This window comes from Bacteroidales bacterium (assembly GCA_029210725.1).
Taxonomy (GTDB): Bacteria; Bacteroidota; Bacteroidia; order Bacteroidales.
The window spans coordinates 76,394-98,464 of the sequence record JARGFM010000003.1; the positions used below are offsets into that span (position 1 = coordinate 76,394).

Genomic DNA, 22,071 nt, shown 5'->3' on the forward strand with positions numbered 1-22,071 from the left:
GGGGCACGGCCATCCCCTCAAAAAAATAATTGCGATATTGGTGCTTTAGAACTTGTTGATTAAAAAAAACCAATCCTATGAAAAAGACTTTCCTGCTGGCTTCTGCCTTGATCTCTCTGGCCGGACAAATCAGTGCTGCGGATCTTCCGGGAGCCTACCAATATGTGGATCAGGTACTCTGGGTGGTGTCGGATGCGGAAAACACCATGGTCAAGTACCGGGAACTGGGTTTCGACCAGTTCAGGGACCTGGGCACGGTGGAAGTGAAATCATGGAAGACGGAGAGTGTAAGCATGGCCAGGCTCATTTGTGCCAACCTGGGTGGTGCCCATGTGAACTGGATCCAGCCCCTGGAAGGGGAATCTGTATTCAATGATTTTCTTATCGCCCACGGCGATGCAGCCATGAGCCTGGTTCACAGGTTCCCGGATGTCAATGAGCTGAAAGAGGAGATTGGACGCCTGGAAGAACTCGGAACCGGAGTTCTTGATCAGATAAGCATGAAGACCAGCGAGGGGGAACTGGCCTATGTGCTGATGAATACGGAGGCGGATGGCAAATATGTTCTTGGCTTTACCTATGAAGACCATGGACTGGCCGTTCACACAGCCTTATGCGATGATAACCAGCTGGAGCTGAGGCTAAATCAATATGCCTTTGCCATTAAAGATCCAAAACCGGTATCCGCATTCTGGAAGCGGATCGGACTGCCAGAGCTGGAGATCAGGCATCCGGAGCTGGGCGAGCCCATGTATTATGGAAAACCGGCCGGGCATGAACTGATCCAGGGCTGGCAGCGCCACGGTGAAATCGCTTATGAGTGGTGCATTCCTGTAAAACCCCCCATCGTCTATGAGGATCATATAAAACTGCACGGGGAAGGGATCCACCACCTGGCCTTCTCTGTCAAGGATATGGATGTGGTCCTGGAAGACTTCACCTCAAAAGGATTTGTGGTCTCCATGGGAGGAACCTGGGGTGAAAAAGATAAACCCGGTTCTGGCCGCTATGAGTACATGGACCTGGAGCAGGCCGGTGGACTGACCATGGAGCTTTTGTGGAATTATCCGGAGTAATTTGCCAGAAAAAGCCACCATCAGTTACACACGAGGATTAAATAACAAGCATTTAAACTCTAACATTTATGAAATTTAAAAATATTGCCATGCTGGGTGGCGGATTTATCGGGGATTTTTATGTGCATGCCCTGCACGGTCAGCGCCGAAACGACCGGGTTCAGATGGTATATTCCAGGAGCGAATCCAGTGCAAAGAAAGTGGCCGAAAGGCATGGTATTTCAAACTGGACCACAGATATAAAGGAAGCCGTTCAGCATCCCGGTATTGATACCGTCGTTGTAGCACTCCCTAATTTTCTGCATCTGGAGGCGGTGAGGATGGCAGCTGAAGCCGGCAAGGCCATTCTGGTCACCAAGCCCCTGGGGCGCAATGCCGCCGAGGCCAAAGAGATGCTGGATCTGGTGGAGAAACACGGTGTTTTCCACGGGTACCTGGAAGATTTGTGCTATACCCCCAAAACGCTGAAGGCAGTGGAATCGGTGAAAAACGGGGCCCTGGGAGATATTCTCTGGGTACGTGCCCGGGAAACCCATCCGGGTCCGCACAGCGACTGGTTCTGGAACCCCGAGCTTTCGGGGGGTGGTGCCATCATTGACCTGGGTTGCCACTGCATTGAAATTGCCAGGAACTATATAGGCAAGGAGGTCAGGCCGGTGGAGGTGATGTGCTGGGCCGATACCCAGGTAAAACCCATCGAAGCAGAGGACCATGCCATTGCTCTGGTTAAGTACGCTTCAGGGGCCATTGCCCAGTTCGAGGTAAGCTGGTGTTTCCGGGGAGGGATGGATCTGCGGGACGAAGTAATGGGAGTGGAGGGAACCATATTCCTTAACCATTTTTTACGTACCGGTTTTGAAATGTATACGGCAGTAGGTGAAGGCGACTATGTGGCCGAAAAAGCCGAATCGGCCACCGGCTGGCTATTCCCGGTGGGAGACGAGGTCAATGCCCTGGGCTACGATTTTATGTTCACCGATATGTTCAATGCCATGGATGCGGGTACCCAGGCGATGGAGACCTTTTATGACGGGTATGTGGTCAATGCCATAATGGATGCCTGCTACAAATCTTCTGCTTCGAAAAAGTGGGAGCCCGTGGAACTGGAGGACTGGCGGGGCAGCGAAGAGCTTGCCAGGGGTCCCAAATACAAGGACTATGACGAAGGGTATTACCTGATCAAAGAGGAAATAATCCCCGATGGAACGGTGAAGCTCATCCTGAAGGACAAGTCTTCAGGAGAGATCATCCAGAAAATCAAATAGAAGACAGATCCAGGCTTACACGGCCTTCTTTTTTTCTCTGAACAGAAAGATAAAGATCACCAGTATCACGGCGGCAATCACGGTGGGGACATACCAGATTTTTTCCCAGTCGGCCACTCCGCCCACGGTAAGGGAGTCGATGGTTCGTCCGGCAAACCAGGTCCCGATAAACATACCCAGTCCGTAAGTGGCAAAGGTGATCAGTCCCTGCGCCGAACTCTTCAGGTTGTCCGGGGCCTTTTCATCCACGAAGATCTGCCCGGTAACCACGAAGAAGTCATAGCAGACCCCGTGCAGGATGATGGCGGTATAGATCATCCATACACCGCTTTCCGCATCCCCGTTGGCAAAGAGCAGAAAGCGCACCAGCCAGGCGGTGATACCGATAAAGAGAACCCGTTTTACTCCGAAACGGGTGATAAAGAAGGGCAGGATCAGGATAAAGAGGATCTCGGCCATCTGGCCCATGCTGATCCGGTTGGGGATGATATCTGTCGGGATCCCGATGTCGGACATAAAGGAGGCGGTGAATCCAAAATAGAAGGAGACCGGAATAAAGATCAATACCGAGGCAATCATGATGGTGGCGAAGGCGCGGGATTTAAACAGGCTGAGGGCATCCAGTCCGATAAGTTCTTTCAAATTGGCCTTCTTCTCTTTCTTCGGGGGCACATGAGGCAGGGTGAAACTGTAGAATCCCAGCATGAGCGAGGCGGCAGCCCCCACGTAGAGCTGCTCGACGGTAAGGGTATATCCCAGCCAGCCAATCACATTATTGGCCACGATCCAACCGATGGTACCCAGTACGCGTACTCCCGGAAACTGCTTTCCCGGATTATCCATCTGATGGAAGGAGAGAGAGTTGGATAGCGCCATGGTTGGGGCATAAGTGAGTGTATACAACAGGAGAGCCGGATAGAAAAACTGAAAAGTGGTGGCCCTGGAGGCCACGATCAGCAGAACGGCCCCCAGGATATGCATCGATCCCAGGACTTTTTCCGTTGCAAAATATTTATCGGCAATCAGGCCCACAAAGAAGGGCGAGATCATGGCCGAGATGGCAAAGGTGCCGTAGCAAAGCCCGATTTGCGTGGCGGTAAAACCCAGGGTTTGTCCCAGGTAGGTATTCAGGGTTACATACCAGGTTCCCCAGATGAAATACTGGAGGAACATCATGGTGGAGAGTTGCAGTCTGGTCTTAAGGCCCATAGTTTTACTTTTGTCTGAAAATAGTAATAAATCTTTTATCTTCCATATGCTTCGTTCATCCAGATCCTTTCTCAGATGAATATGCCTCCCTGAGACGGCTTGCTTAAAAGTAATAGATATGTTCTTGGTCCGGGGCTTATTTTTTTGATTAATCTTCCCTACATTTAGTCTCTGCTGATGAACAATCCAAAGAGCTACCATATTGGTGTCATTGGGGCAGGCTGGATAGCCAGGGCCCATATGGGCTTCCTGCAGGAAAGCGGAAGAGCCGGCATCACCTGGATTGCTGCCAGGAATCCTGAAAACCTGGAACAGGTCAGAAGGTCGTTTCATGTTCCAAACAAGACCCGCGATTACCGCGATATCCTGAAGGACCCCGGTGTGGATGTGGTGCTTATAGCCACCCCCCCGGACACCCACCGGGAGATGTTCGTGGAGGCCCTGAAGGCAGGAAAGCATGTGTTGCTGGAGAAGCCCATGGCCCTGAACAGGGAAGAACTGGAGGAGATGATGAGGGTGAAGGCACAGTACCCCGAACTAATTGCCATGGATTGTTCCGGGCGGCACTCCCGCTTAAACCCCAAATTTACCCTGGTGAAGGAGCTGATCGCTTCCGGAGCTCTGGGAGATATTTACCATATTCACCACCAGAGTGTTAGCAGGCAGCGTAGACCTGGCATTGAATTTCATCCCGTGGCAAAATGGTTTCTCGACAAATCCAGGGCAGGGGGCGGGCCGCTTTACGACTGGGGGGTCTACGACCTCTCTTTTCACCTGGGTGTTCTGGACGACAGGTCTCAACTCGAGACCGTGGAGCGTGTCGTGCTGAAATCCGGGCTGGATCAGGTGGACCCGGAAACCGAGGTCTACGATGTGGAGGAGCACCTGCTGGTGAACATGCAGCTGAGTGGCGGGATCAGCTATTACTGGGAGCGCGGAGTCCATGCGCATATGCTTGTGCCGAATGAAACCAGGATCTATGGGACCCGGGGAGGACTGAAGCTGGCCTACTGCACCTGGGATGATCCGGAGGTCATTTACTATGACCTGGATGAAACGGGAAAGGCGCGCGAGACCCGGTACAGCTCTGCGTGTCCTGAAAGGGAAGATGGTTATTATCTGACCAGGCACCTCATTGATGTGCTCGACGGGAAGGCTCAGCCGCTTGTCCCTCTGGAGACTGCAAAAAAACATATGGAGATAATTTTTAAAATAAATGAAAGCAATTAACAAACTCGAAATAGCAAAAATGATCGATCACTCCCTCCTGCATCCAACCATGGATGACCGGACGCTGAAGGAAGGGATCGAACTGGCCAGAAAGTACCATGTAGCCTCCGTCTGCATCAAACCCTATGCGGTGAAGATGGCGGCAGATATGTTGAAGGGCTCGGATGTGATGGTTTGTACCGTGGTCGGATTTCCACATGGAAACAGCCGGGTGGATGTAAAGATCTTTGAGACGGAGAGGGCCATTGATGACGGAGCTGTGGAGATCGACATGGTGGTCAATACGGGGAAAGTGCTGTCGGAGGACTGGGAGTATGTGAGGGAGGAAATTGCAGCCATCGAATCGGTGACCAGGCTGCACGGGGCCGCTCTGAAAGTTATTTTTGAGAATGATTTTCTGCCCGAGGCGAAGTATAAGATTAAATTATGCAGGATCTGCAGCGATCTGAAGGTGGAGTTTGTAAAGACTTCCACCGGTTATGGCTTTGTAAAGCAGACGGATGGCAGCTATAATTACAAGGGGGCCACACCTGAGGACCTGATACTGATGCGCAAGCACAGTGATCCCCGGGTGGAGGTAAAGGCAGCCGGTGGTATACGGACCCTGGAGGATGTTTTGAAGGTGCGGGAACTGGGAGTAACCCGTATTGGGGCCACAGCCACCGAGGCCATCGTCCTGGCAGTGGATGGTAAAAATGGAAGGCCGTTCCCGGAAGGATACTAAAGACACTGAACCTAAATAAGAAAGATCATGAGAATGAAGTTATTAGTGCCCTTGCTTGTGCTGGTTCCTGCTTTCTTTTCCTGTTCGGAACAAAGCGAAGAGAAGCAAAGACCCAACATTGTGTTTATCATGTCGGACGATCACGCCTATCAGGCCATCAGCGCCTACAGCGATCATCTGATTCAAACCCCCAACATCGACCGGATCGCCAACGAGGGGATGCTGTTCAGCAACGCCTGTGTAAGCAATTCCATCTGCGCTCCCTCCAGGGCTACCATCCTCACCGGGAAGCACTGTCACCTGCACGGGAAGATCGATAACCATTTTATCTTTGATACCACCCAGGTCACTTTCCCGCAACTTTTTCAGGCAGCAGGCTATCAGACGGCCATGTTCGGGAAGCTCCATTTCGGAAATAACCCCAAAGGAATTGATGAGTTTAAGATTCTTCCGGGTCAGGGAGCATATTATAACCCGGATTTTAATACCAACGAGGGTAAAATCCGGATAGAAGGATATACCACCGATGTGATTACCGATCTGACCATGGACTGGATGAAGAACCGAAGGGATCCGGACTTACCTTTCCTTCTGTTCTTCCTGCACAAGGCCCCGCACCGGGAATGGTTGCCGGCTGAAAGGCACTACAAAGAGTTTACAAAAAAGACCTTCCCCGAGCCACCAAACCTGTTTGACGATTATGAGGGACGGGGATCGGCTGCAAAAGAGGCTGAGATGAATATTCTCCTGCACCAGAACTGGGCAGGGGACTCGAAGTTGCGCCCGGAGGTTCTGGACGAACTGGGAATAGCTCCCAGCTCCGATTGGGACAAGCAGGCCATGCAGAATAAGTATGATCGCTTTACGGAGGAGCAACTGGCGGCCTGGAATGCGGTTTATGATCCCATCAATGAAGATTTTAAAATGCGCTATCCCACCATGACTGAAAAGGAAAAGATGCAATGGAAATTCCAGCGCTATATGCAGGATTACCTGGGCAGCATCGCCGCGGTGGACGAAGGGGTTGGTACCTTGCTCGATTATCTGGACGAAGCGGGACTTACAGAGAACACCATCGTGGTTTATACCTCGGACCAGGGTTTTTACCTGGGCGAGCACGGATGGTTCGACAAGCGTTTTATTTACGACGAATCCTTCAAGACACCCCTGCTGGTCAGATGGCCCGGAAGTGTGAAGCCCGGGAGCGTAAGTGACGAGATGGTTCAGAATCTGGACTTTGCCCAGACCTTCCTGGAGATCGCTGGTATTGAGGCGCCCTCCGATATGCAGGGGGAGAGCATTGTTCCGCTGCTGAAGGGGGATATCAGGGGATGGGACCGGGATGCGGTCTACTACCACTACTATGAGTATCCGGCCGTGCATATGGTGAAGCGGCACTACGGCATTGTGACCCGCGAGTATAAACTGGCGCATTTCTATTACGATGTGGATGAGTGGGAGCTGTACGACCGCAGGAATGATCCCATGGAGATGCAGAATGAATATGACAACCCGGAGTATGCCGAAGTAGTGGAGGAGCTGAAGGAGAAGCTGGCCGACTTACGGGTGAAATACGGAGATTCGGAGGAACTGGACCAGAAGTTTATCGACCTGTATACCGAATAGATATTGACACAGTCAAAAAGTATTGCTTATGAGAAGAGATCTGATCACCCTAGTGCTGATTGCCGGATTGATTCCCTCCCTGCATGCACAAAACCTGCTCAGATCGGAATGGAAGTTTAAAACCGGCGACAATTCCGCCTGGGCCTGGCCGGCTTTTGATGATTCCGCCTGGGAGATAATTGAAGCGGGTACCGACTGGGAGAAACAGGGATACAGCACCTACGACGGATTTGCCTGGTACAGGCAGGAGGTGTTTATTCCTGAGCACTTAAAAAAACAGGCGATTGATAACGGGGGACTGATGCTCCGGCTGGCCAGGATCGACGATTCGGACGTGACCTATTTTAATGGTCAGATCCTGGGAGCGACCGGTGGACTACCGCCCGATTATCAAAGTGGCTATGGCGATCCCCGTGTTTATACGGTTCCGGCGGACCGGGTCTCCTGGGGCGCGCAGAACACGATTGCCATCAGAGTGTATGATGGCGGCGGGGGCGGTGGAATTGTGGGGAACCCGGTGAGCCTGGCGGTCATCGGGATGGAGGAACTTCTGGAGATGGTTCCCCTGATGGACCGGCAGGATCATTTGTTCCTGGAGGAAGGCCCTGTAGGGATCCAAATCCTGGTAGAGAACAAAATGAAGCAGCGGGTATCCGGCGTTCTTCATATGACTGCAAGCTCCGATTTCGGAGAAGTTGTTGCAGATCTTATAAAGGAACTTAAAGTCGGGGCGCAGGGAGTGAAAGAAGTAGCTCTGGAGCTGGGACAGCTTTCACCGGGCTTCTATAAGATCACTCTGACATTTGAGAGCGAAAGCGGTAACAAGCGGGTAGAATTTGCCATCGGGGTCCGGCCCGAAGAGATAGTTTCCCCCCTGGATCGTCCCGGTGACTTTGAGAACTACTGGATGAGGGCCCGGCGTGAACTGGATGCGGTGGATCCCCAGTTCAGGCTGATCCGTCAGGACAAGCTCTGTACGGAGACGCGTGAAATTTTCCTGGTGGAGATGCGCTCCCTGGGAAATATTCTGATCCGGGGATGGTATAAAAGGCCAGTCAAAGAGGGTGTCTACCCGGCCATTTTGCATGTGCAGGGTTATAGCAGCGAAAAGACTCCCCAAACCCTTTATCAGGGCGATGATATGGTTTCCCTTGCCCTGAACATACGTGGACACGGAAACAGCAGGGACCATGTAAATCCGGGCTTCCCCGTTTACCTGCAGCACCGGGCGGATGACCGGGAACTTTACATATACCGGGGTGCCTACATGGACTGTGTGCGGGCTGTGGATTTTCTCTATTCACGCAGCGAAGTGGATACCTCGCGTGTAGCGGTCGAGGGAGGCAGCCAGGGGGGAGCCCTTAGCTTTGCTACGGCCGCACTGGATAATAGGCGAATCGACCTCTGTGTGCCCCAGGTTCCTTTTCTGTCCGACTTCAGAGACTATTTCAAGCTGGTCGCCTGGCCGGGAGGAGAATTTGAGCAGTATTTCGAGGAACATCCGGAGATTTCAGAGGATGAGATTTACAAGAACCTGAGCTATATAGATATCAAGAATCTGGCCCCCTGGATCAAGGCTCCGGTTCTGATGTCTGTCGGATTGATGGATCAGACCTGTCCGCCCCATATTAATTTTGCCGCCTATAATCAGTTACAGGTCCCCAGGGAGTATGTGGTTTACCCCGATGCCGGACACAGTCTTCCCGCTGAGAACTATCCGGTGATGGTGAATTATATCAGGAAACAATTTGGAATGGATTAAGCAAATAAGCCACCGGTAATAAATTTTTAAATCCAATCATTATGGTCATCATTCAATCTTATTTTGTGGCAGTGCTGCTTTGTGTGATCACGATGCTTTGCTGGGGTTCCTGGGCCAATACCCAGAAAATGGCTTCCAAAAAATGGGCCTTTCAGCTCTTTTACTGGGATTACTCCCTGGGCGTACTGATCCTCTCCCTGATCCTGGCTTTTACCATGGGCAGCACGGGAGAAGAGGGCCGGGGATTTCTGGCCGACCTGGCCCAGGCCGATGGGCAGGCGATCGGGTCGGCCCTGCTGGGAGGGGCTGTTTTTAATATCGCCAACCTCCTGATTGTGGTGGCCATTCATATTGCCGGGATGGCCGTAGCCTTTCCCATTGGGATCGGACTGGCACTGGTTATAGGTGTGGTGGTCAACTATGTGGCCACCCCCCTCGGAAACCCGGTGGTCCTGTTTATCGGGGTGATCCTGGTTGTACTGGCCATTGTACTGGATGCCCTGGCTTACCGGAAACACAGCGGGGGAACAGCCTCAGGAACCACGAAAGGCATTGTGATCTCCATCCTGGGTGGAATCCTGATGGGATTCTTCTACCGTTTTGTAGCAGCATCCATGGCCACTGATTTTGCCATGCCGGAAGCCGGAAAACTGACTCCCTATACCGCTTCGGTAATTTTTGCCGTGGGACTTCTGCTTTCCAACTTTTTCTGGAATACCTTTTTTATGTACAAACCGGTTACTGGAGAAAAGGCCAGCTACAGGGACTATTTCAAAAAGGGGGATACCGGACTGCACCTGATCGGCATCCTTGGGGGAGTTATCTGGAGCCTGGGCATGACCTTTAGCATCATTGCAGCAGAGCAGGCAGGCTTTGCTATTTCCTATGGCCTGGGACAGGGAGCCACGCTGATCGCGGCCCTCTGGGGGGTATTTATCTGGAAAGAATTTGGCAAGGCAGAAGGTTTGAAGGGACTGATTGCGGCCATGTTCCTTTTCTTTCTGGTCGGACTGGGAATGATCATTGCAGCCAGACTCATATGAGAAAAAAAATTGTTGTTGTCGGAAGCTCCAATACGGACCTGATCATCAGGGTAAGTGAAATACCCCGACCGGGTGAAACATTACTCGGCGGCGAATTTTTTATGTTCCCCGGGGGGAAAGGAGCCAATCAGGCGGTGGCTGCCGCGCGTGCAGGAGGGGATGTGGTATTTATTGCTTCTGTCGGGGACGATCCTTACGGGGAAGAGGCCATAAAAGGGTATAAACTGGATAATATCAATACAGCGGATATAAAAATCTGTAAAGGCGTCCCTTCAGGCATTGCCATGATCACCATTTCTGAGAGGGGAGAAAATGCCATTACCGTTGCTTCCGGAGCCAATGCCTTGCTAAGCCCGGATGACCTGGAGGAAACGGAAGAACCCTTCCGGGAAGCGGATTATATGCTGATCCAGCTGGAAATACCCCTTGAAACGGTTCAGAAAGCGGTAGAGCTGTGCAGTGAATTAGATACGCGGGTGATTCTGAATCCTGCTCCTGCTGCAAAGCTAAGCGATGCAATACTTAAGCATGTCTCCATCATCACTCCCAATGAGACAGAAGCAGAAAGCTTAACAGGGATACCTGTAACAAATGAGCAAAGTGCAGCCGAGGTTGCCGATGCACTTCATAAGCGGGGTATTGAAACAGTGATTATTACCCTGGGTGCCAGGGGTGCTTATCTGTCCGGTCCCGGCTCCGGAATCCGGAAGATCGTGCCTGGCTTTTCAGTACAGGCTGTTGATACCACCGCTGCGGGGGATGTATTCAACGGACAGCTTGCCGTCTCTCTGGCTGAAGGAAGGGGACTTGAAAGAGCGGTATTGGAGGCTCATGGAGCCGCCGCCCTTTCCGTTCAGAAACTGGGAGCCCAGAGTTCCATTCCCCGATGGGAAGAAACACGTGATTACCTCAGAGACCAATCCAGATAATATTTAATGCTATGAACACAAAATTGAAAACCAGAGGCATCGTATCTGCCCTATTGCTGGTGGCCGGATTTTTCCTGGGCTCCTGCACAACGATGGAAAAGGAAACTGTTTCTGCCGAGGTGGATTATCCTGCGGAGTTCACTCTGTCAAAGGCTGCTCTCAGGGATAAGATCAGGGGAGGATGGGCCGGTCAGGTCATCGGATGCACTTATGGGGGACCTACTGAATTTCAGTACAACGGGACCATGATCCAGGACTACGTTCCTCTTTCCTGGGATGAGAGCCGGATGGAGTGGTACTATAAAAACGCCCCGGGACTGTACGATGACATCTACATGGATCTGACCTTTGTGGAGGTTTTTGAAAAGGAGGGCCTGGATGCTCCGGCCTCTTCCCACGCACGTGCCTTTGCCTATGCGGACTATATGTTGTGGCATGCCAACCAGGCTGCCCGTTACAATATCATGAACGGAATGGAGCCCCCTGCATCGGGACACTGGGAGAACAATCCCCATGCCGATGATATCGACTTCCAGATCGAAGCCGATTTTGCAGGCTTGATGAATCCCGGAATGGTCAACTCCTCCTCGGAGGTTTGCGACCGGGTGGGTCATATTATGAATTACGGAGATGGCTGGTACGGAGGTGTTTATGTGGCAGCCATGTATTCCCTTTCCTTCTGGTCGGACGATGTGGAATTCATTGTCAGGGAGGCCCTGAAAAGCATTCCTGAGCAAAGTGAGTTCTATCAGTGCATCAATGATGTTATTGCCTGGTATGAAACGAATCCGGAGGACTGGAAACAAACCTGGTTCGAGGCGGAGCGTAAGTGGTCGTCGGATATGGGTTGTCCCGATGGAGTGTTTGTTCCTTTTAATATCGATGCTAAGATCAATGCGGCCTATATCGTGATCGGATTATTATACGGGGAAGGCGATTTTGGGAAGACCATTGATATCAGCACCCGGTGCGGCCAGGATTCGGATTGCAACCCGGCCAGCTCGGGAGGGATACTGGGGACCATCCTGGGCTATGATGCCATTCCGGAGTACTGGAAGCAGGGACTGGACAAGGTCGAGGACATGGATTTCAAATACACCACCGTTTCGCTGAACGACATCTATGAGATGGGTTACCGCCAGGCCGTGGAGATGGTGAAACGCAAGGGGGGAGAGGAGTTGGAAGATGGATTGAAGATCAAGTTTGAAGAGCCGGTAGCCGTCAAATTTGAAAAGGCTTTCGAGGGACACTACCCGGTACAAAAAATCCGTGCATCCCGGGGAGGGAATACCCTGACAGCAGGCGGAGAAACAGAACACAGTTTCGATTTCAACGGAAAGGGATTTGTGTTAAGGGGCGGTGCCGGCAAGCTTCCCGGAGTTGAAGAAGACAGGAAGCTGGAAGTTGAGGTGTACGTGGACGGAGAATTGCACGAGCTGGCAATCCTTCCCACCGGATATCAGGGCAGAAGACATGAAGTGACATGGAAATACAATCTGGAAGAAGGGGACCACCAGGTGAGGGTGGTTTGGCTCAATCCTTCCAGAGGCTACAGGGTTGAGCTGGGCGATGTGATTGTCTACGGGCCCGAACCTGAAGTCTGACAGTGAAGCTGTAAGAAATTCTTTTTACGCTTTGCCGGATAGTTTTTAAACAGAACCGCACCTAATATATTCTGCTATGAAGCGAAAAATGTTCCTGCTTGTACTTGCTGCCATACTCGTTCAGGCAAGTGTTACAGCCCAGTTTTTAAAGGTTTCGGACAACCAGCGATTCCTGGTGACTTCAGAGGGTGCGCCCTTCTTCTGGCTGGGTGATACCGGCTGGGAAATGCTTCACCGGCTCGATCGGCAGGAAATGGACCAATATATGCGAAACCGCGCCGGGAAAGGATTTACAGTAATCCAGACGGTGATCGTCGGAGAGATTGACGGACTGGCATTTCCCAATATGGAGGGCCATCTGCCCTTCAAGGATTTTGATCCGGCGCGACCCACCGAGGGTTATTTTACTATGGTTGACTATGCAGTGATGAAGGCCCGGGAATATGGACTTGTTCTGGCAATGCTGCCTACCTGGCACAGTTATGTATTGCCTGGCTCCCATCCGCTGCTTAATGAAGAGGCTGTGTTTAATTCTGAGAATGCCTATGCTTATGGAAAGTTCCTGGGAGAACGCTATAAGGATGCCCCCAATATCGTATGGGTCCTGGGAGGGGACTGGCCCGCCGGTCCCCAGATCGGGATCTGGGACGCCATGGCCGCGGGCCTTGGCGAGGGAGATTCGGGCGTCCACCTGCTTAGCTATCATCCCCGCGGGCAGCAGACCAGCTCCACCTGGTTACACAACAGGGAATGGCTCGATTTTAATATGGTGCAGACCGGGCATCAGGCACCCTCTTTCAATGTTTACGACTGGATCAGCAACGATTATTACCTGACTCCGCCCAAACCGGTGCTTAATGGAGAACCCTCCTATGAAGAAATTAGCATCTGGTTTAATCCGGCCAATCCCAGGCACGATGCCTATGAGGTCAGGAAACAGGCCTACTGGTCGGTTTTTGCAGGAGCCTTTGGCCACACTTACGGCAACAACAATATCTGGCAGATCAACCGGGGGGATGAGAGCAGCCGGATATGGCCCAACCGGTCCTGGGACAAAGCTCTGGAGAGTCCGGGTGCCGGACAACTGATACACCTTCGGAGATTGATGGAGTCGAGACCATTTCTTTCAAGGATCCCGGATCAGAGCCTATTATTTGGTGATAATCCATCCCATGCCTCCGATCATATCCGGGTCACACGCGATGGCTCAGCTGGTGAAAGTGATGCCACATATATCATGGCTTACCTGCCTTATTACAAAAGTTTTAAGATCAATACTAAGGTGATCCCCGGCACCAGGCTAAAAGTATGGTGGTACAACCCTCAAACGGGCCATGCCTACTTGCAGGCTTATTTGGATAACCGGGGGGAGTTTGAGTTTTCCAACTGGGATGGTATGATCAAAGAAGGCATGGGGGGGCCCGACTGGGTGGTGGTGATCGATGATGCTTCGGCCGGATATGAAGCGCCCGGACGCCAGATTATTCCCGGCAAAAAGAGGAGTGGTCCTTAAGGACTTCAGCATCCGGGCATACCAGCTTAGTCCTTCTGTCTTAAACTTATTCTTGACCCGTGCCAGGTCATTTGTTTGCACTACAGGCAGCTGCCGGCCTGCCATATATTATGAAAAGATCATAATTGAAGATGTGGTTCCTTGGCAGATTTGAGCTATATTTAGGGTACATAACCTCAAACTGATTCTTCCATGAAATTCCGCAACTTTCTTTTGAGCAGCCTGTTTTTAATGGCAGCGCCTGCTGTATCGGCACAACTACAGGTCACTTCCCCGACCACCGATTACAAGACCAATCCCATTGGTATGGATAATCCCGCTCCCCAGCTTAGCTGGATCATTCAATCGGACCAGAACAACACCATGCAGGAATCCTATGAAATCCATGCTGCCCTGGATCCGGCGGATCTGGCAAAGAAGGGAAAGCAGGTCTGGAATACGGGAACTGTGGTTTCCTCCCGGAGCATTCATATCCGGTATCAGGGTCAGGCGCTCAAGTCTTACCAGCGTGTATACTGGCAGGTTCGGGTGGCGGACAATCACGGGAAGAAGAGTAAATGGAGCGAACCGGCTTTCTTTGAGATGGGAAAGCTGAAGAGTGCCGACTGGGTGGCCGACTGGATCACTCCGGCCTGGGAAGAGGATCCGAAAAAATCGGAGCCTTCGCCCTACCTGAGGAAGGAGTTTGCCTTGAATAAGCGCATTAAACAGGCCAGGCTATATATCAGTAGCCAGGGGCTTTATCAGGTTGAGATTAACGGGAAAAGAGTAGGGGACCAGGAGTTTACTCCCGGATGGACCAGCTACGATACCCGGCTGCAATACCAGACCTACGATATCACCTCCCTGCTGGTTCAGAGCCGGAATGCCGTGGGGATTGTTCTGGGCGATGGCTGGTTCAGGGGCAACCTGGGATGGATTGACGGAAGAAACAACTGGGGAGAAAAGCTGGCAGCCCTTGCAGAGATTATCATTGAATATGCGGATGGGACCAGTGCTACAATCTCCACCGATGATAGCTGGAAAGCCAGCACCGGTCCGATTCTGGAATCGGATATTTACAATGGAGAGGTCTATGATGCGGGCAGAGAACTGACTGGCTGGAGCACGGTGGCTTATGACGACAGTCAATGGAAAGGAACAGCCAGGATGGAAATTTCAAAGGAGAAACTGATTGCTCCGGAAGGGCCTCCCGTGAAGATTGTAAACACCCTGGAGCCTGTTTCCATTGAAAAGAGGGAGGAAGGCTGGCTGGTTGATATGGGTCAGAACATGGTGGGATGGATCCGGATCAGGGCTTCTGGTAACAGCGGGGATGTGCTTACCCTCCGGCATGCCGAAGTGCTGGATAAGGAGGGAAATATGTATTATGAGAACCTGCGCGCTGCCAAATGCACCAACACCTATAAGCTTAAAGGCGGAACCGAGGAAAGCTTTGAGCCCCACTTCACCTTTCAGGGATTCCGCTATGTAATGGTATCCGGTTATCCGGGCGAGCTGACTGCCGATAAGATCCGGGGCATGGTGATTCACTCTGCCATGGAGCCTTCAGGCACCTTTGAGTGCTCGGAACCCCTGCTAAACCAGCTGCAGCATAATATTGTATGGGGATTGAAAGGAAATTTTCTGGATGTGCCCACCGATTGTCCCCAACGGGATGAACGACTTGGTTGGACCGGCGATGCACAGGTATTTGCACCTACTGCCTGCTTTAATACGAATGCAGCAACATTCTATCGAAAATGGTTGAAGGACCTGGCTGCTGATCAGAAAGAGGATGGATCCATTCCACACGTGGTACCGGATATCCTGGGAGGTGCGGGAGCTACCGGCTGGGCCGATGCAGGGGTTATTATCCCCTGGGTCGTGTATCTGGATTACGGCGACCTGACGGTTCTGGAGAACCAGTATGAGAGCATGAAGGCCTGGATTGAATTTATGAAGGAGCGTGCCGGGGAGGATCTCATCTGGACGGGAGATTTTCATTTTGGCGACTGGCTTGCCTTTGCCTCCAACAGATCCGATTACATGGGGGCCTATACCCTCAAGGACCTGATTGCCACCGCCTATTATTCCTACTCCTCTTCCATAGTGGCGAAAACCGCAGCGATTCTGGGACATGAGGAAGAGGCCCGGTATTACAGCCAGCTTTCCGAACAAATCAAAGACGCATTTAACAGGGAATTTGTTACCCCAAACGGCCGCCTGGTGGCTAATACCCAGACGGCCTACACCCTGGCCCTGGCCTTTGACATGCTGGACGAGGAGACTGCTGAAAAAAGTGCAGCCTATCTGGCCGGGGATGTGGAACAATTCGGACATATAACGACCGGCTTCCTGGGTACCCCCCTGATTTCAATGACACTTACGGAAATTGGCAGGAACGATCTGGCCTATCAGTTGCTGAACCGCCAGGAGTATCCTTCCTGGCTCTATCCGGTAACCATGGGTGCCACCACCATCTGGGAACGCTGGGACGGACAGAAGCCCGATTCCACCTTCCAGGATCCCGGGATGAATTCCTTTAACCATTATGCTTACGGGGCCATCGGGAAATGGATGTACCAGGTAGTTGCAGGAATTGGAAGAGATGAAAACAATCCCGCCTACAAGCATATCATCATCCGGCCTCGTCCGGGTGGAGGGCTCAGTTCGGCAAGGGCCACCCATCAATCCATGTACGGTGAAATTATCTCGGGGTGGAAGCTCGATGGAGAGCAACTGACCATGGAGGTGGTCATTCCTGCCAATACCAGTGCCACCATCCATATACCAGGGGAGACCACAGGGATCACCATCAATGGAAGCAGCCCGGAGGACTCGGGAATGGAAATTAAAGAGCTGGAGGGTGAGGTGCTTGCAAATACCGGATCAGGGACTTTTACCATTGTCACAACGTTGTAAAATTCCTGGCGTGAGACAGCTTTTGTACCTGCTTCTGATTCTGTTCGCGTGGAGCTGTACTTCCGAAAGCAACAGGCCGCCGGAAAGACCAAATGTATTGTTCATTGCGGTGGATGATCTTCGACCCGAACTCGGCTGCTATGGCAGGGAATGGATCCATTCTCCCCATATCGACCGCCTGGCTGCGGAAGGGACCAGGTTCGACCGTTCGTACTGCAACATCCCGGTTTGCGGCGCTTCCAGGGCCAGTCTGATGACGGGATTGAGACCGGCGCGGAACCGCTTCCTGACTTATCTGACCCGGGCCGACGAAGAGGCCCCGGGGATCACCACACTGCCCGGTCATTTCAGGAAGCACGGGTACTATACCATCAGCAACGGCAAGATTTTTCACCACGACGATGATGCCATGGACAGCTGGGATGAGATCTGGCACCCCGGATCCAACAGCCGTTCCTGGAGAGACTATGCCCTCCCGGAAAATATCGAGCGGGACACCTCTGACCGGTTCCGGGGTCCGCCCTTTGAACGGGCCGAGGTTTCGGACACGGTTTATAAGGATGGTAAAACTGCTGAAAAGACCATCCGGGATCTTCGGAAACTGAAAAAACAGGAGAAACCTTTCTTTCTGGCCACCGGGTTCCTCAAACCCCATCTCCCCTTTAATGCTCCGGAAAAGTACTGGAAGATGTATGACGGAAAGGTGAGCCTTCCAGAAAATAACCATCCACCCGCCAATGCCCCTGCGGAGTCGCTGCACAACTTCGGAGAGCTCAGGGCTTATGCCGGAGTTCCCCCGGAGGGACCTGTACCGGATGAGTTTGCCAGGGAACTGATCCATGGCTACTATGCCTGCGTCAGCTATACCGACGCCCTGATCGGGAAGATCCTGGAGGAGCTGAAACAGCTGGAGCTGGACAGGAGCACGATTGTGATCCTCTGGGGCGATCATGGCTGGAACCTGAGGGAACACGGATTGTGGTGCAAACATTGCAACTACGAGACCTCGCTTCACACCCCTTTAATCGTCAGGGTTCCGGGGACCAAACAGGTAGGCGTAAGTTCAGAGATCGTGGAGTATGTGGATATCTATCCCACCCTTTGTGAACTGGCCGGACTGGAGCTTCCGGGTCACCTGCAGGGCAGCAGTTTCAGGGAGCTGCTTTACGATCCCCGGGCAAACAGTGATGGGGTAGCTGTTTGCCAGTGGTATGTCGGGATCACGACCATCCGGGAACACTGGTTCTATACCGAGTGGGTGAATGATTCCGACAGCTCATACGCCCGGATGCTTTATGATCACAGGGTCGACCCGGAGGAGAACTTTAATATTTCCGAAGCTCCGGAAAATGCGGAAACCATCAAAGCATTAAGTCAGGAAATGAGGCGCAGCAGGGCTCCGGAGTATTTCAAATAGCCAATTCTCATCTTAAAAATTTTCTTTTTACAGGCTTTCAGGCGATCTGCAGGGCACTGGACACATATATGTGCATTCAGGCCTGCATACTATCGTCTAACAAAAAATTGCTTGTAATGAAAATGAACAGAAAGTGCCTAATTCTCCTGCCCCTGGCAGGTTTATTCCTTTTTTTCCACTATGGATGCAACAAGGATGAAGAAAGTGAAAGTTCTAAGAGTGAGAGCTCCAACTCCCTGGTATATGAGGATGAGACCCTTTTGGACCAGGTCAGCCCCTATTTCTATGACAATCATATTTACCGGATCGAACTGCTGGGAGCAAACCAGGAACGGGAGCAGATTGTCCGTGAGGCTCTCGAAAACGGGGTAGAAGAGGAGTTCCTGATGATCGATCAGGCCCAGAAGTACTTCTTCAACCATACCGCTGTGATCATGTATTCCATCCCAACCCTGGATCCCGAGCAAACCCTGATCCTCTATGAAACAGGTGGACTCTACCAGGTCAGTATGGCCCATTACCGGCCGGCAGAGAGGGGACTCATGTATTTTGAGCTGAAAACCATGGATGATCACAACTATTTTTCCCTGAAACTGGATGATCAGATGCGAATGGGAGAGTTGAAAGTTTTTGAAAACGAAAAGATAAAAAGTTTCAATAGTGCGGTTTATTCCTTAACTTACATGGACGAAAGCCAGGAGAAAAGCCTGAAAGGTGCAGAAGCCGAATGCTGCAGAAAGGAGAGTAGCTGGAAAGCCTGTATGAACTGCACGCTTGATGACTGCAGCAGCAGTTGGTTATGTAAGGCTACATCTCTTATAGCACCGGTTGAACTTGTTGCAGCTTTTGCTGCGTCCTGTATCGGTGCCGGACCGGATAGCAGATGTTAAACCAAATATTATCCGTATGAATCGTTACACAAAAGTTAAATTCTGGAGTCTCCCGGTCGTAGGGATCGTGTGTATTCTTATCGGAGGCTTTTTATATCCGTATGGCCCCGAAAAGAGGGTCTATGCTGATTTTTTTCTTCTTGCCGGGCTGGGGCAGATAGTTATATTTGCCGTGCTTCTTTTCTTCTGGGTTCGCCGGAAAAACAGGGAAGCTAAGAAAGCTTAAGTCCTGAAATCAACAGCAGCCCGGATTTTAGCCAGGTAGTTCTCAACCGGCACGTAATCCGGGCTACTGTTTCCGGATCCCAGGGCAGATCCGTGTTTCAAAAGACAGATTCCCGCAGGCAACATTCAAATTTATGCTCATTTCCTGAGTCAGGCTGGCTCCAAATCAAATTCAGTGCTTAAATTTAGTAGCACAAAATATTTGAGAAGGAAATGCATAAATTTTTACTTCTGTTATCGATCCTGGGCTACTTCTGCTCCTGGAGTGTTATAAACGCACAGGAACCAACGGGCTTGCAGGTAAGCCGGGAATTTCCCCAGTACTGGGAATATCATGGTGAACCGGTTCTGCTTCTGGGTGGATCGGACGAAGATAACCTGTTCCAGTTGCCGGGTCTGGAAGAACAGCTGGATCTGTTGCTTTCGGCAGGGGGAAACTACGTACGCAACACCATGTCGAGCCGGGACAGCGGCAATGTCTGGGCCTTTTACTTCGATGCGGAAAAGGGAAAATATGACCTGAACCGATGGAATCCCGAATACTGGAGACGCTTTGGGGAACTGCTTAAACTTTCTTCAGAAAGAGGGATCGTGGTACAGGTGGAACTCTGGGCCACCTTTGATTTTTACAGGGAGAACTGGGACAAAAATCCCTTCAATCCGAAAAACAATACCAATTATACCGCGGAGCGTACAAAACTGCCCCTGGAGGTAAGCACGCATCCCACCTTCTGCGATAATCCGTTTTTCTGGTCCGTGCCCGCTTGTCAGAATAACATGCCCCTGTTAAACTACCAGCAGCGCTTTATCGATAAGATACTCTCCCTGTCCCTGGAATATGACCACGTGCTGTACTGCATCGACAACGAGACCTCGGTTACTTCGGAATGGGGGCGGTTCTGGTCGGATTACATCCGGAAAAAGGCAGCAGAGCAGGGGAGAAGCATTCATGTAACCGAGATGTGGGATCCCTGGGACCTGGATCATATTTCACACCGGGAGACTTTTGACCACCCGGAAACTTATTCCTTTGTGGAGATTTCCCAGAACAACCACCAGCGGGGACAAAATCAGTGGGACAATGGCCTGCGGCAGATCCGGAAGCTGAAAAATGCCGGAAATCTGAGGCCGGTCAACAATGTGAAGACTTATGGCAATGACCTGGGGACACACGGGGGTGGCACCCAGAACGGGATCCAGAGTTTTATCCGGAGTACCCTCTTTGGTTCGGCTGCGGTGCGCTTTCACCGGCCAACATCGGGGCTCGGACTGGGCGATACTGCCCGGGCGGTCATTCACAGCATGCGTATGGCCACCTCGCGTATTGATTTCTTTCATGCAGAGCCTCACAATGAACTCCTCCTGCAAAGAGAGGAAAATGAAGCCTATTGCCGGGCGGTACCCGGGAAGGAATACCTGGTCTATTTTCCTGAAAGCGGAATTGTTGAACTGGATCCGGGGAAGTCGGAAAGCGGATGGGAGGTTCAGCAGCTGGAGATCCTGAGCGGAAAGTGGAAGAAACCGGAAGTGAAAGCGAGCGAGACCCTTCTTATTCTTCAGAGTCCGGGGAAACATTTTATCTTTATGATTCAGCAATCCCAATAAACATAATTGAAACCCTATGAAAAAACTACTGATCACTTTGCTAGCATGCTCCATCCTCACTCCCCTGGTGGCACAGAACCAGGTAATTCCCCTCTGGGAAGGAGATCCGCCCAACTACCGGGAGACGGGTGAAGTGACCATCTGGGATACCTCCGACATTGTCCGGGTCAGGAATGTGCAGAAACCCGATATTGCCGTGTTCCTGCCTTCCAAAAAGAATTCCACAGGCGAAGCGGTGGTGATCTGCCCGGGAGGGGGTTACGAAATCCTGGCCTACGACTGGGAGGGAAGTGATATTGCACGCTGGCTCAATTCCCGGGGCATAGCCGCATTTGTGCTGAAATACCGGCTGCCCGGTTCCAAAAGCAATATTGTTCCCCATAAGTCCCCCCTGATGGATGCACAGCGTGCCATGAGGCTGGTCCGTTTCAACGCGGCAAAGTGGAACATCGATCCATCCAGGATCGGTGTGATGGGATTTTCTGCCGGGGGACACCTGGCATCCACGCTCTCCACCCATTATGACGGGGGAGATGCCGGTGAAGAACTGATCCGGTACTACTCCAATGAACTGCAGGTAACGGAAGATACCCCGCCGGCCATCCTGATCCATTCAGATGATGATACCGCCGTTCCGGCTGAAAATAGTATCGCCTATTATAAGGCGCTCCGGTCCAATAAGATATCCTCGGAATTGCACATCTATCCTTACGGTGGCCACGGATATTCCCTGGCCATTGGGCAGGGGCATCTGGCCACCTGGCCCGACCGGGTCATCGAATGGATCCGTTACCTGTATCCATAAGCTGAGACCCCTTGTAAAATTTTGGAGTTTTTTGTTTGGCTAATCAAAAAATTCATCTATTTTTGCCACGAATTTAAGTAATGCACGTTCTGTGAAAGAATACCCATAGCCATCAATAGTTTAAGGTCTGGTAGTTCAGTTGGTTAGAATATCGGCCTGTCACGCCGAGGGTCGCGGGTTCGAGTCCCGTCCAGACCGCTTAAACGATCAAAACCCGAAGAGTAATCTTCGGGTTTTTTTATGG

At 51.6% G+C, this 22,071-nt stretch carries 17 protein-coding genes and 1 tRNA gene; 17 read left to right on the top strand and 1 reads right to left on the bottom strand.

Annotated features, from left to right (window positions below; genetic code table 11):
- Positions 1-77: 77 nt before the first annotated feature.
- Together P1P86_02555 and P1P86_02560 are read left to right on the top strand one after the other, a co-directional pair.
- Positions 78-1,076 (top strand): VOC family protein, encoded by a 999-nt coding sequence (locus P1P86_02555; protein ID MDF1574057.1) that lies wholly within the window; start codon positions 78-80, stop codon positions 1,074-1,076.
- 68 nt (positions 1,077-1,144) lie between these two features.
- Positions 1,145-2,341: a Gfo/Idh/MocA family oxidoreductase gene (locus P1P86_02560; protein ID MDF1574058.1), complete on the top strand. Its 1,197-nt coding sequence runs from the start codon at positions 1,145-1,147 to the stop codon at positions 2,339-2,341.
- 15 nt (positions 2,342-2,356) lie between these two features.
- On the opposite strand, the gene P1P86_02565 is transcribed toward P1P86_02560, so the two are convergent.
- Positions 2,357-3,550: a nucleoside permease gene (locus P1P86_02565; GenBank protein ID MDF1574059.1), complete on the bottom strand. Its 1,194-nt coding sequence runs from the start codon at positions 3,548-3,550 to the stop codon at positions 2,357-2,359.
- 177 nt (positions 3,551-3,727) lie between these two features.
- Here P1P86_02565 and P1P86_02570 point away from each other — a divergent pair, with 177 nt between their 5' ends.
- The 15 genes from P1P86_02570 (at position 3,728) to P1P86_02640 (ending at position 22,025) form a co-directional block, all read left to right on the top strand.
- Positions 3,728-4,780, top strand: coding sequence for a Gfo/Idh/MocA family oxidoreductase (locus tag P1P86_02570; protein ID MDF1574060.1), 1,053 nt, complete (start codon positions 3,728-3,730; stop codon positions 4,778-4,780).
- Positions 4,767-5,504, top strand: a complete 738-nt coding sequence (gene deoC / locus P1P86_02575; GenBank protein MDF1574061.1) for a deoxyribose-phosphate aldolase — start codon at positions 4,767-4,769, stop codon at positions 5,502-5,504. The genes P1P86_02570 and deoC overlap by 14 nt, the downstream gene beginning before the upstream one ends.
- Positions 5,505-5,537: 33 nt before the next feature.
- Positions 5,538-7,130 carry a sulfatase gene (locus P1P86_02580; GenBank protein ID MDF1574062.1) on the top strand — a complete coding sequence of 531 codons (1,593 nt, stop codon included), beginning with the start codon at positions 5,538-5,540 and terminating at the stop codon, positions 7,128-7,130.
- A gap of 28 nt (positions 7,131-7,158) precedes the next feature.
- Positions 7,159-8,892 (top strand): acetylxylan esterase, encoded by a 1,734-nt coding sequence (locus tag P1P86_02585; GenBank protein ID MDF1574063.1) that lies wholly within the window; start codon positions 7,159-7,161, stop codon positions 8,890-8,892.
- A 41-nt stretch (positions 8,893-8,933) separates the two neighbouring features.
- Positions 8,934-9,935 (top strand): GRP family sugar transporter, encoded by a 1,002-nt coding sequence (locus tag P1P86_02590; GenBank protein ID MDF1574064.1) that lies wholly within the window; start codon positions 8,934-8,936, stop codon positions 9,933-9,935.
- Positions 9,932-10,864: a ribokinase gene (gene rbsK / locus P1P86_02595; GenBank protein MDF1574065.1), complete on the top strand. Its 933-nt coding sequence runs from the start codon at positions 9,932-9,934 to the stop codon at positions 10,862-10,864. The genes P1P86_02590 and rbsK overlap by 4 nt, the downstream gene beginning before the upstream one ends.
- Before the next feature lie 92 nt (positions 10,865-10,956).
- The gene (locus P1P86_02600; protein MDF1574066.1) at positions 10,957-12,468 is read left to right on the top strand and encodes an ADP-ribosylglycohydrolase family protein; all 1,512 of its coding nucleotides are present in this window, start codon (positions 10,957-10,959) and stop codon (positions 12,466-12,468) included.
- A gap of 76 nt (positions 12,469-12,544) precedes the next feature.
- Positions 12,545-13,981, top strand: a complete 1,437-nt coding sequence (locus tag P1P86_02605) for a glycoside hydrolase family 140 protein (GenBank protein MDF1574067.1) — start codon at positions 12,545-12,547, stop codon at positions 13,979-13,981.
- A 192-nt stretch (positions 13,982-14,173) separates the two neighbouring features.
- Positions 14,174-16,885: a glycoside hydrolase family 78 protein gene (locus P1P86_02610; protein MDF1574068.1), complete on the top strand. Its 2,712-nt coding sequence runs from the start codon at positions 14,174-14,176 to the stop codon at positions 16,883-16,885.
- Between the two features lie 10 nt (positions 16,886-16,895).
- Positions 16,896-18,302 (top strand): sulfatase, encoded by a 1,407-nt coding sequence (locus tag P1P86_02615; GenBank protein ID MDF1574069.1) that lies wholly within the window; start codon positions 16,896-16,898, stop codon positions 18,300-18,302.
- 116 nt (positions 18,303-18,418) lie between these two features.
- Positions 18,419-19,192: a hypothetical protein gene (locus P1P86_02620; GenBank protein MDF1574070.1), complete on the top strand. Its 774-nt coding sequence runs from the start codon at positions 18,419-18,421 to the stop codon at positions 19,190-19,192.
- A 16-nt stretch (positions 19,193-19,208) separates the two neighbouring features.
- On the top strand, positions 19,209-19,418 hold the full coding sequence (locus P1P86_02625) for a hypothetical protein (GenBank protein MDF1574071.1): 210 nt from the start codon (positions 19,209-19,211) through the stop codon (positions 19,416-19,418).
- Between the two features lie 212 nt (positions 19,419-19,630).
- The gene (locus tag P1P86_02630; GenBank protein ID MDF1574072.1) at positions 19,631-21,022 is read left to right on the top strand and encodes a hypothetical protein; all 1,392 of its coding nucleotides are present in this window, start codon (positions 19,631-19,633) and stop codon (positions 21,020-21,022) included.
- Between the two features lie 16 nt (positions 21,023-21,038).
- Positions 21,039-21,827: an alpha/beta hydrolase gene (locus P1P86_02635; GenBank protein MDF1574073.1), complete on the top strand. Its 789-nt coding sequence runs from the start codon at positions 21,039-21,041 to the stop codon at positions 21,825-21,827.
- A 124-nt stretch (positions 21,828-21,951) separates the two neighbouring features.
- Positions 21,952-22,025, top strand: a tRNA-Asp gene (locus tag P1P86_02640).
- Positions 22,026-22,071: the final 46 nt, after the last annotated feature.

What these genes read in the sequence shown, in the direction of transcription:
- rbsK (MDF1574065.1), top strand. Translation starts at nt 9,932, where the DNA reads ATGAGAAAAAAAATTGTTGTTGTCGGAAGCTCCAATACGGACCTGATC.
- P1P86_02620 (MDF1574070.1), top strand. Translation starts at nt 18,419, where the DNA reads ATGAAAATGAACAGAAAGTGCCTAATTCTCCTGCCCCTGGCAGGTTTA.
- P1P86_02600 (MDF1574066.1), top strand. Translation starts at nt 10,957, where the DNA reads ATGGAAAAGGAAACTGTTTCTGCCGAGGTGGATTATCCTGCGGAGTTC.
- P1P86_02630 (MDF1574072.1), top strand. Translation starts at nt 19,631, where the DNA reads ATGCATAAATTTTTACTTCTGTTATCGATCCTGGGCTACTTCTGCTCC.
- P1P86_02610 (MDF1574068.1), top strand. Translation starts at nt 14,174, where the DNA reads ATGAAATTCCGCAACTTTCTTTTGAGCAGCCTGTTTTTAATGGCAGCG.
- P1P86_02560 (MDF1574058.1), top strand. Translation starts at nt 1,145, where the DNA reads ATGAAATTTAAAAATATTGCCATGCTGGGTGGCGGATTTATCGGGGAT.
- P1P86_02590 (MDF1574064.1), top strand. Translation starts at nt 8,934, where the DNA reads ATGGTCATCATTCAATCTTATTTTGTGGCAGTGCTGCTTTGTGTGATC.
- deoC (MDF1574061.1), top strand. Translation starts at nt 4,767, where the DNA reads ATGAAAGCAATTAACAAACTCGAAATAGCAAAAATGATCGATCACTCC.
- P1P86_02605 (MDF1574067.1), top strand. Translation starts at nt 12,545, where the DNA reads ATGAAGCGAAAAATGTTCCTGCTTGTACTTGCTGCCATACTCGTTCAG.
- P1P86_02565 (MDF1574059.1), bottom strand. Translation starts at nt 3,550, where the DNA reads ATGGGCCTTAAGACCAGACTGCAACTCTCCACCATGATGTTCCTCCAG.
- P1P86_02580 (MDF1574062.1), top strand. Translation starts at nt 5,538, where the DNA reads ATGAAGTTATTAGTGCCCTTGCTTGTGCTGGTTCCTGCTTTCTTTTCC.
- P1P86_02570 (MDF1574060.1), top strand. Translation starts at nt 3,728, where the DNA reads ATGAACAATCCAAAGAGCTACCATATTGGTGTCATTGGGGCAGGCTGG.
- P1P86_02635 (MDF1574073.1), top strand. Translation starts at nt 21,039, where the DNA reads ATGAAAAAACTACTGATCACTTTGCTAGCATGCTCCATCCTCACTCCC.
- P1P86_02585 (MDF1574063.1), top strand. Translation starts at nt 7,159, where the DNA reads ATGAGAAGAGATCTGATCACCCTAGTGCTGATTGCCGGATTGATTCCC.
- P1P86_02555 (MDF1574057.1), top strand. Translation starts at nt 78, where the DNA reads ATGAAAAAGACTTTCCTGCTGGCTTCTGCCTTGATCTCTCTGGCCGGA.
- P1P86_02625 (MDF1574071.1), top strand. Translation starts at nt 19,209, where the DNA reads ATGAATCGTTACACAAAAGTTAAATTCTGGAGTCTCCCGGTCGTAGGG.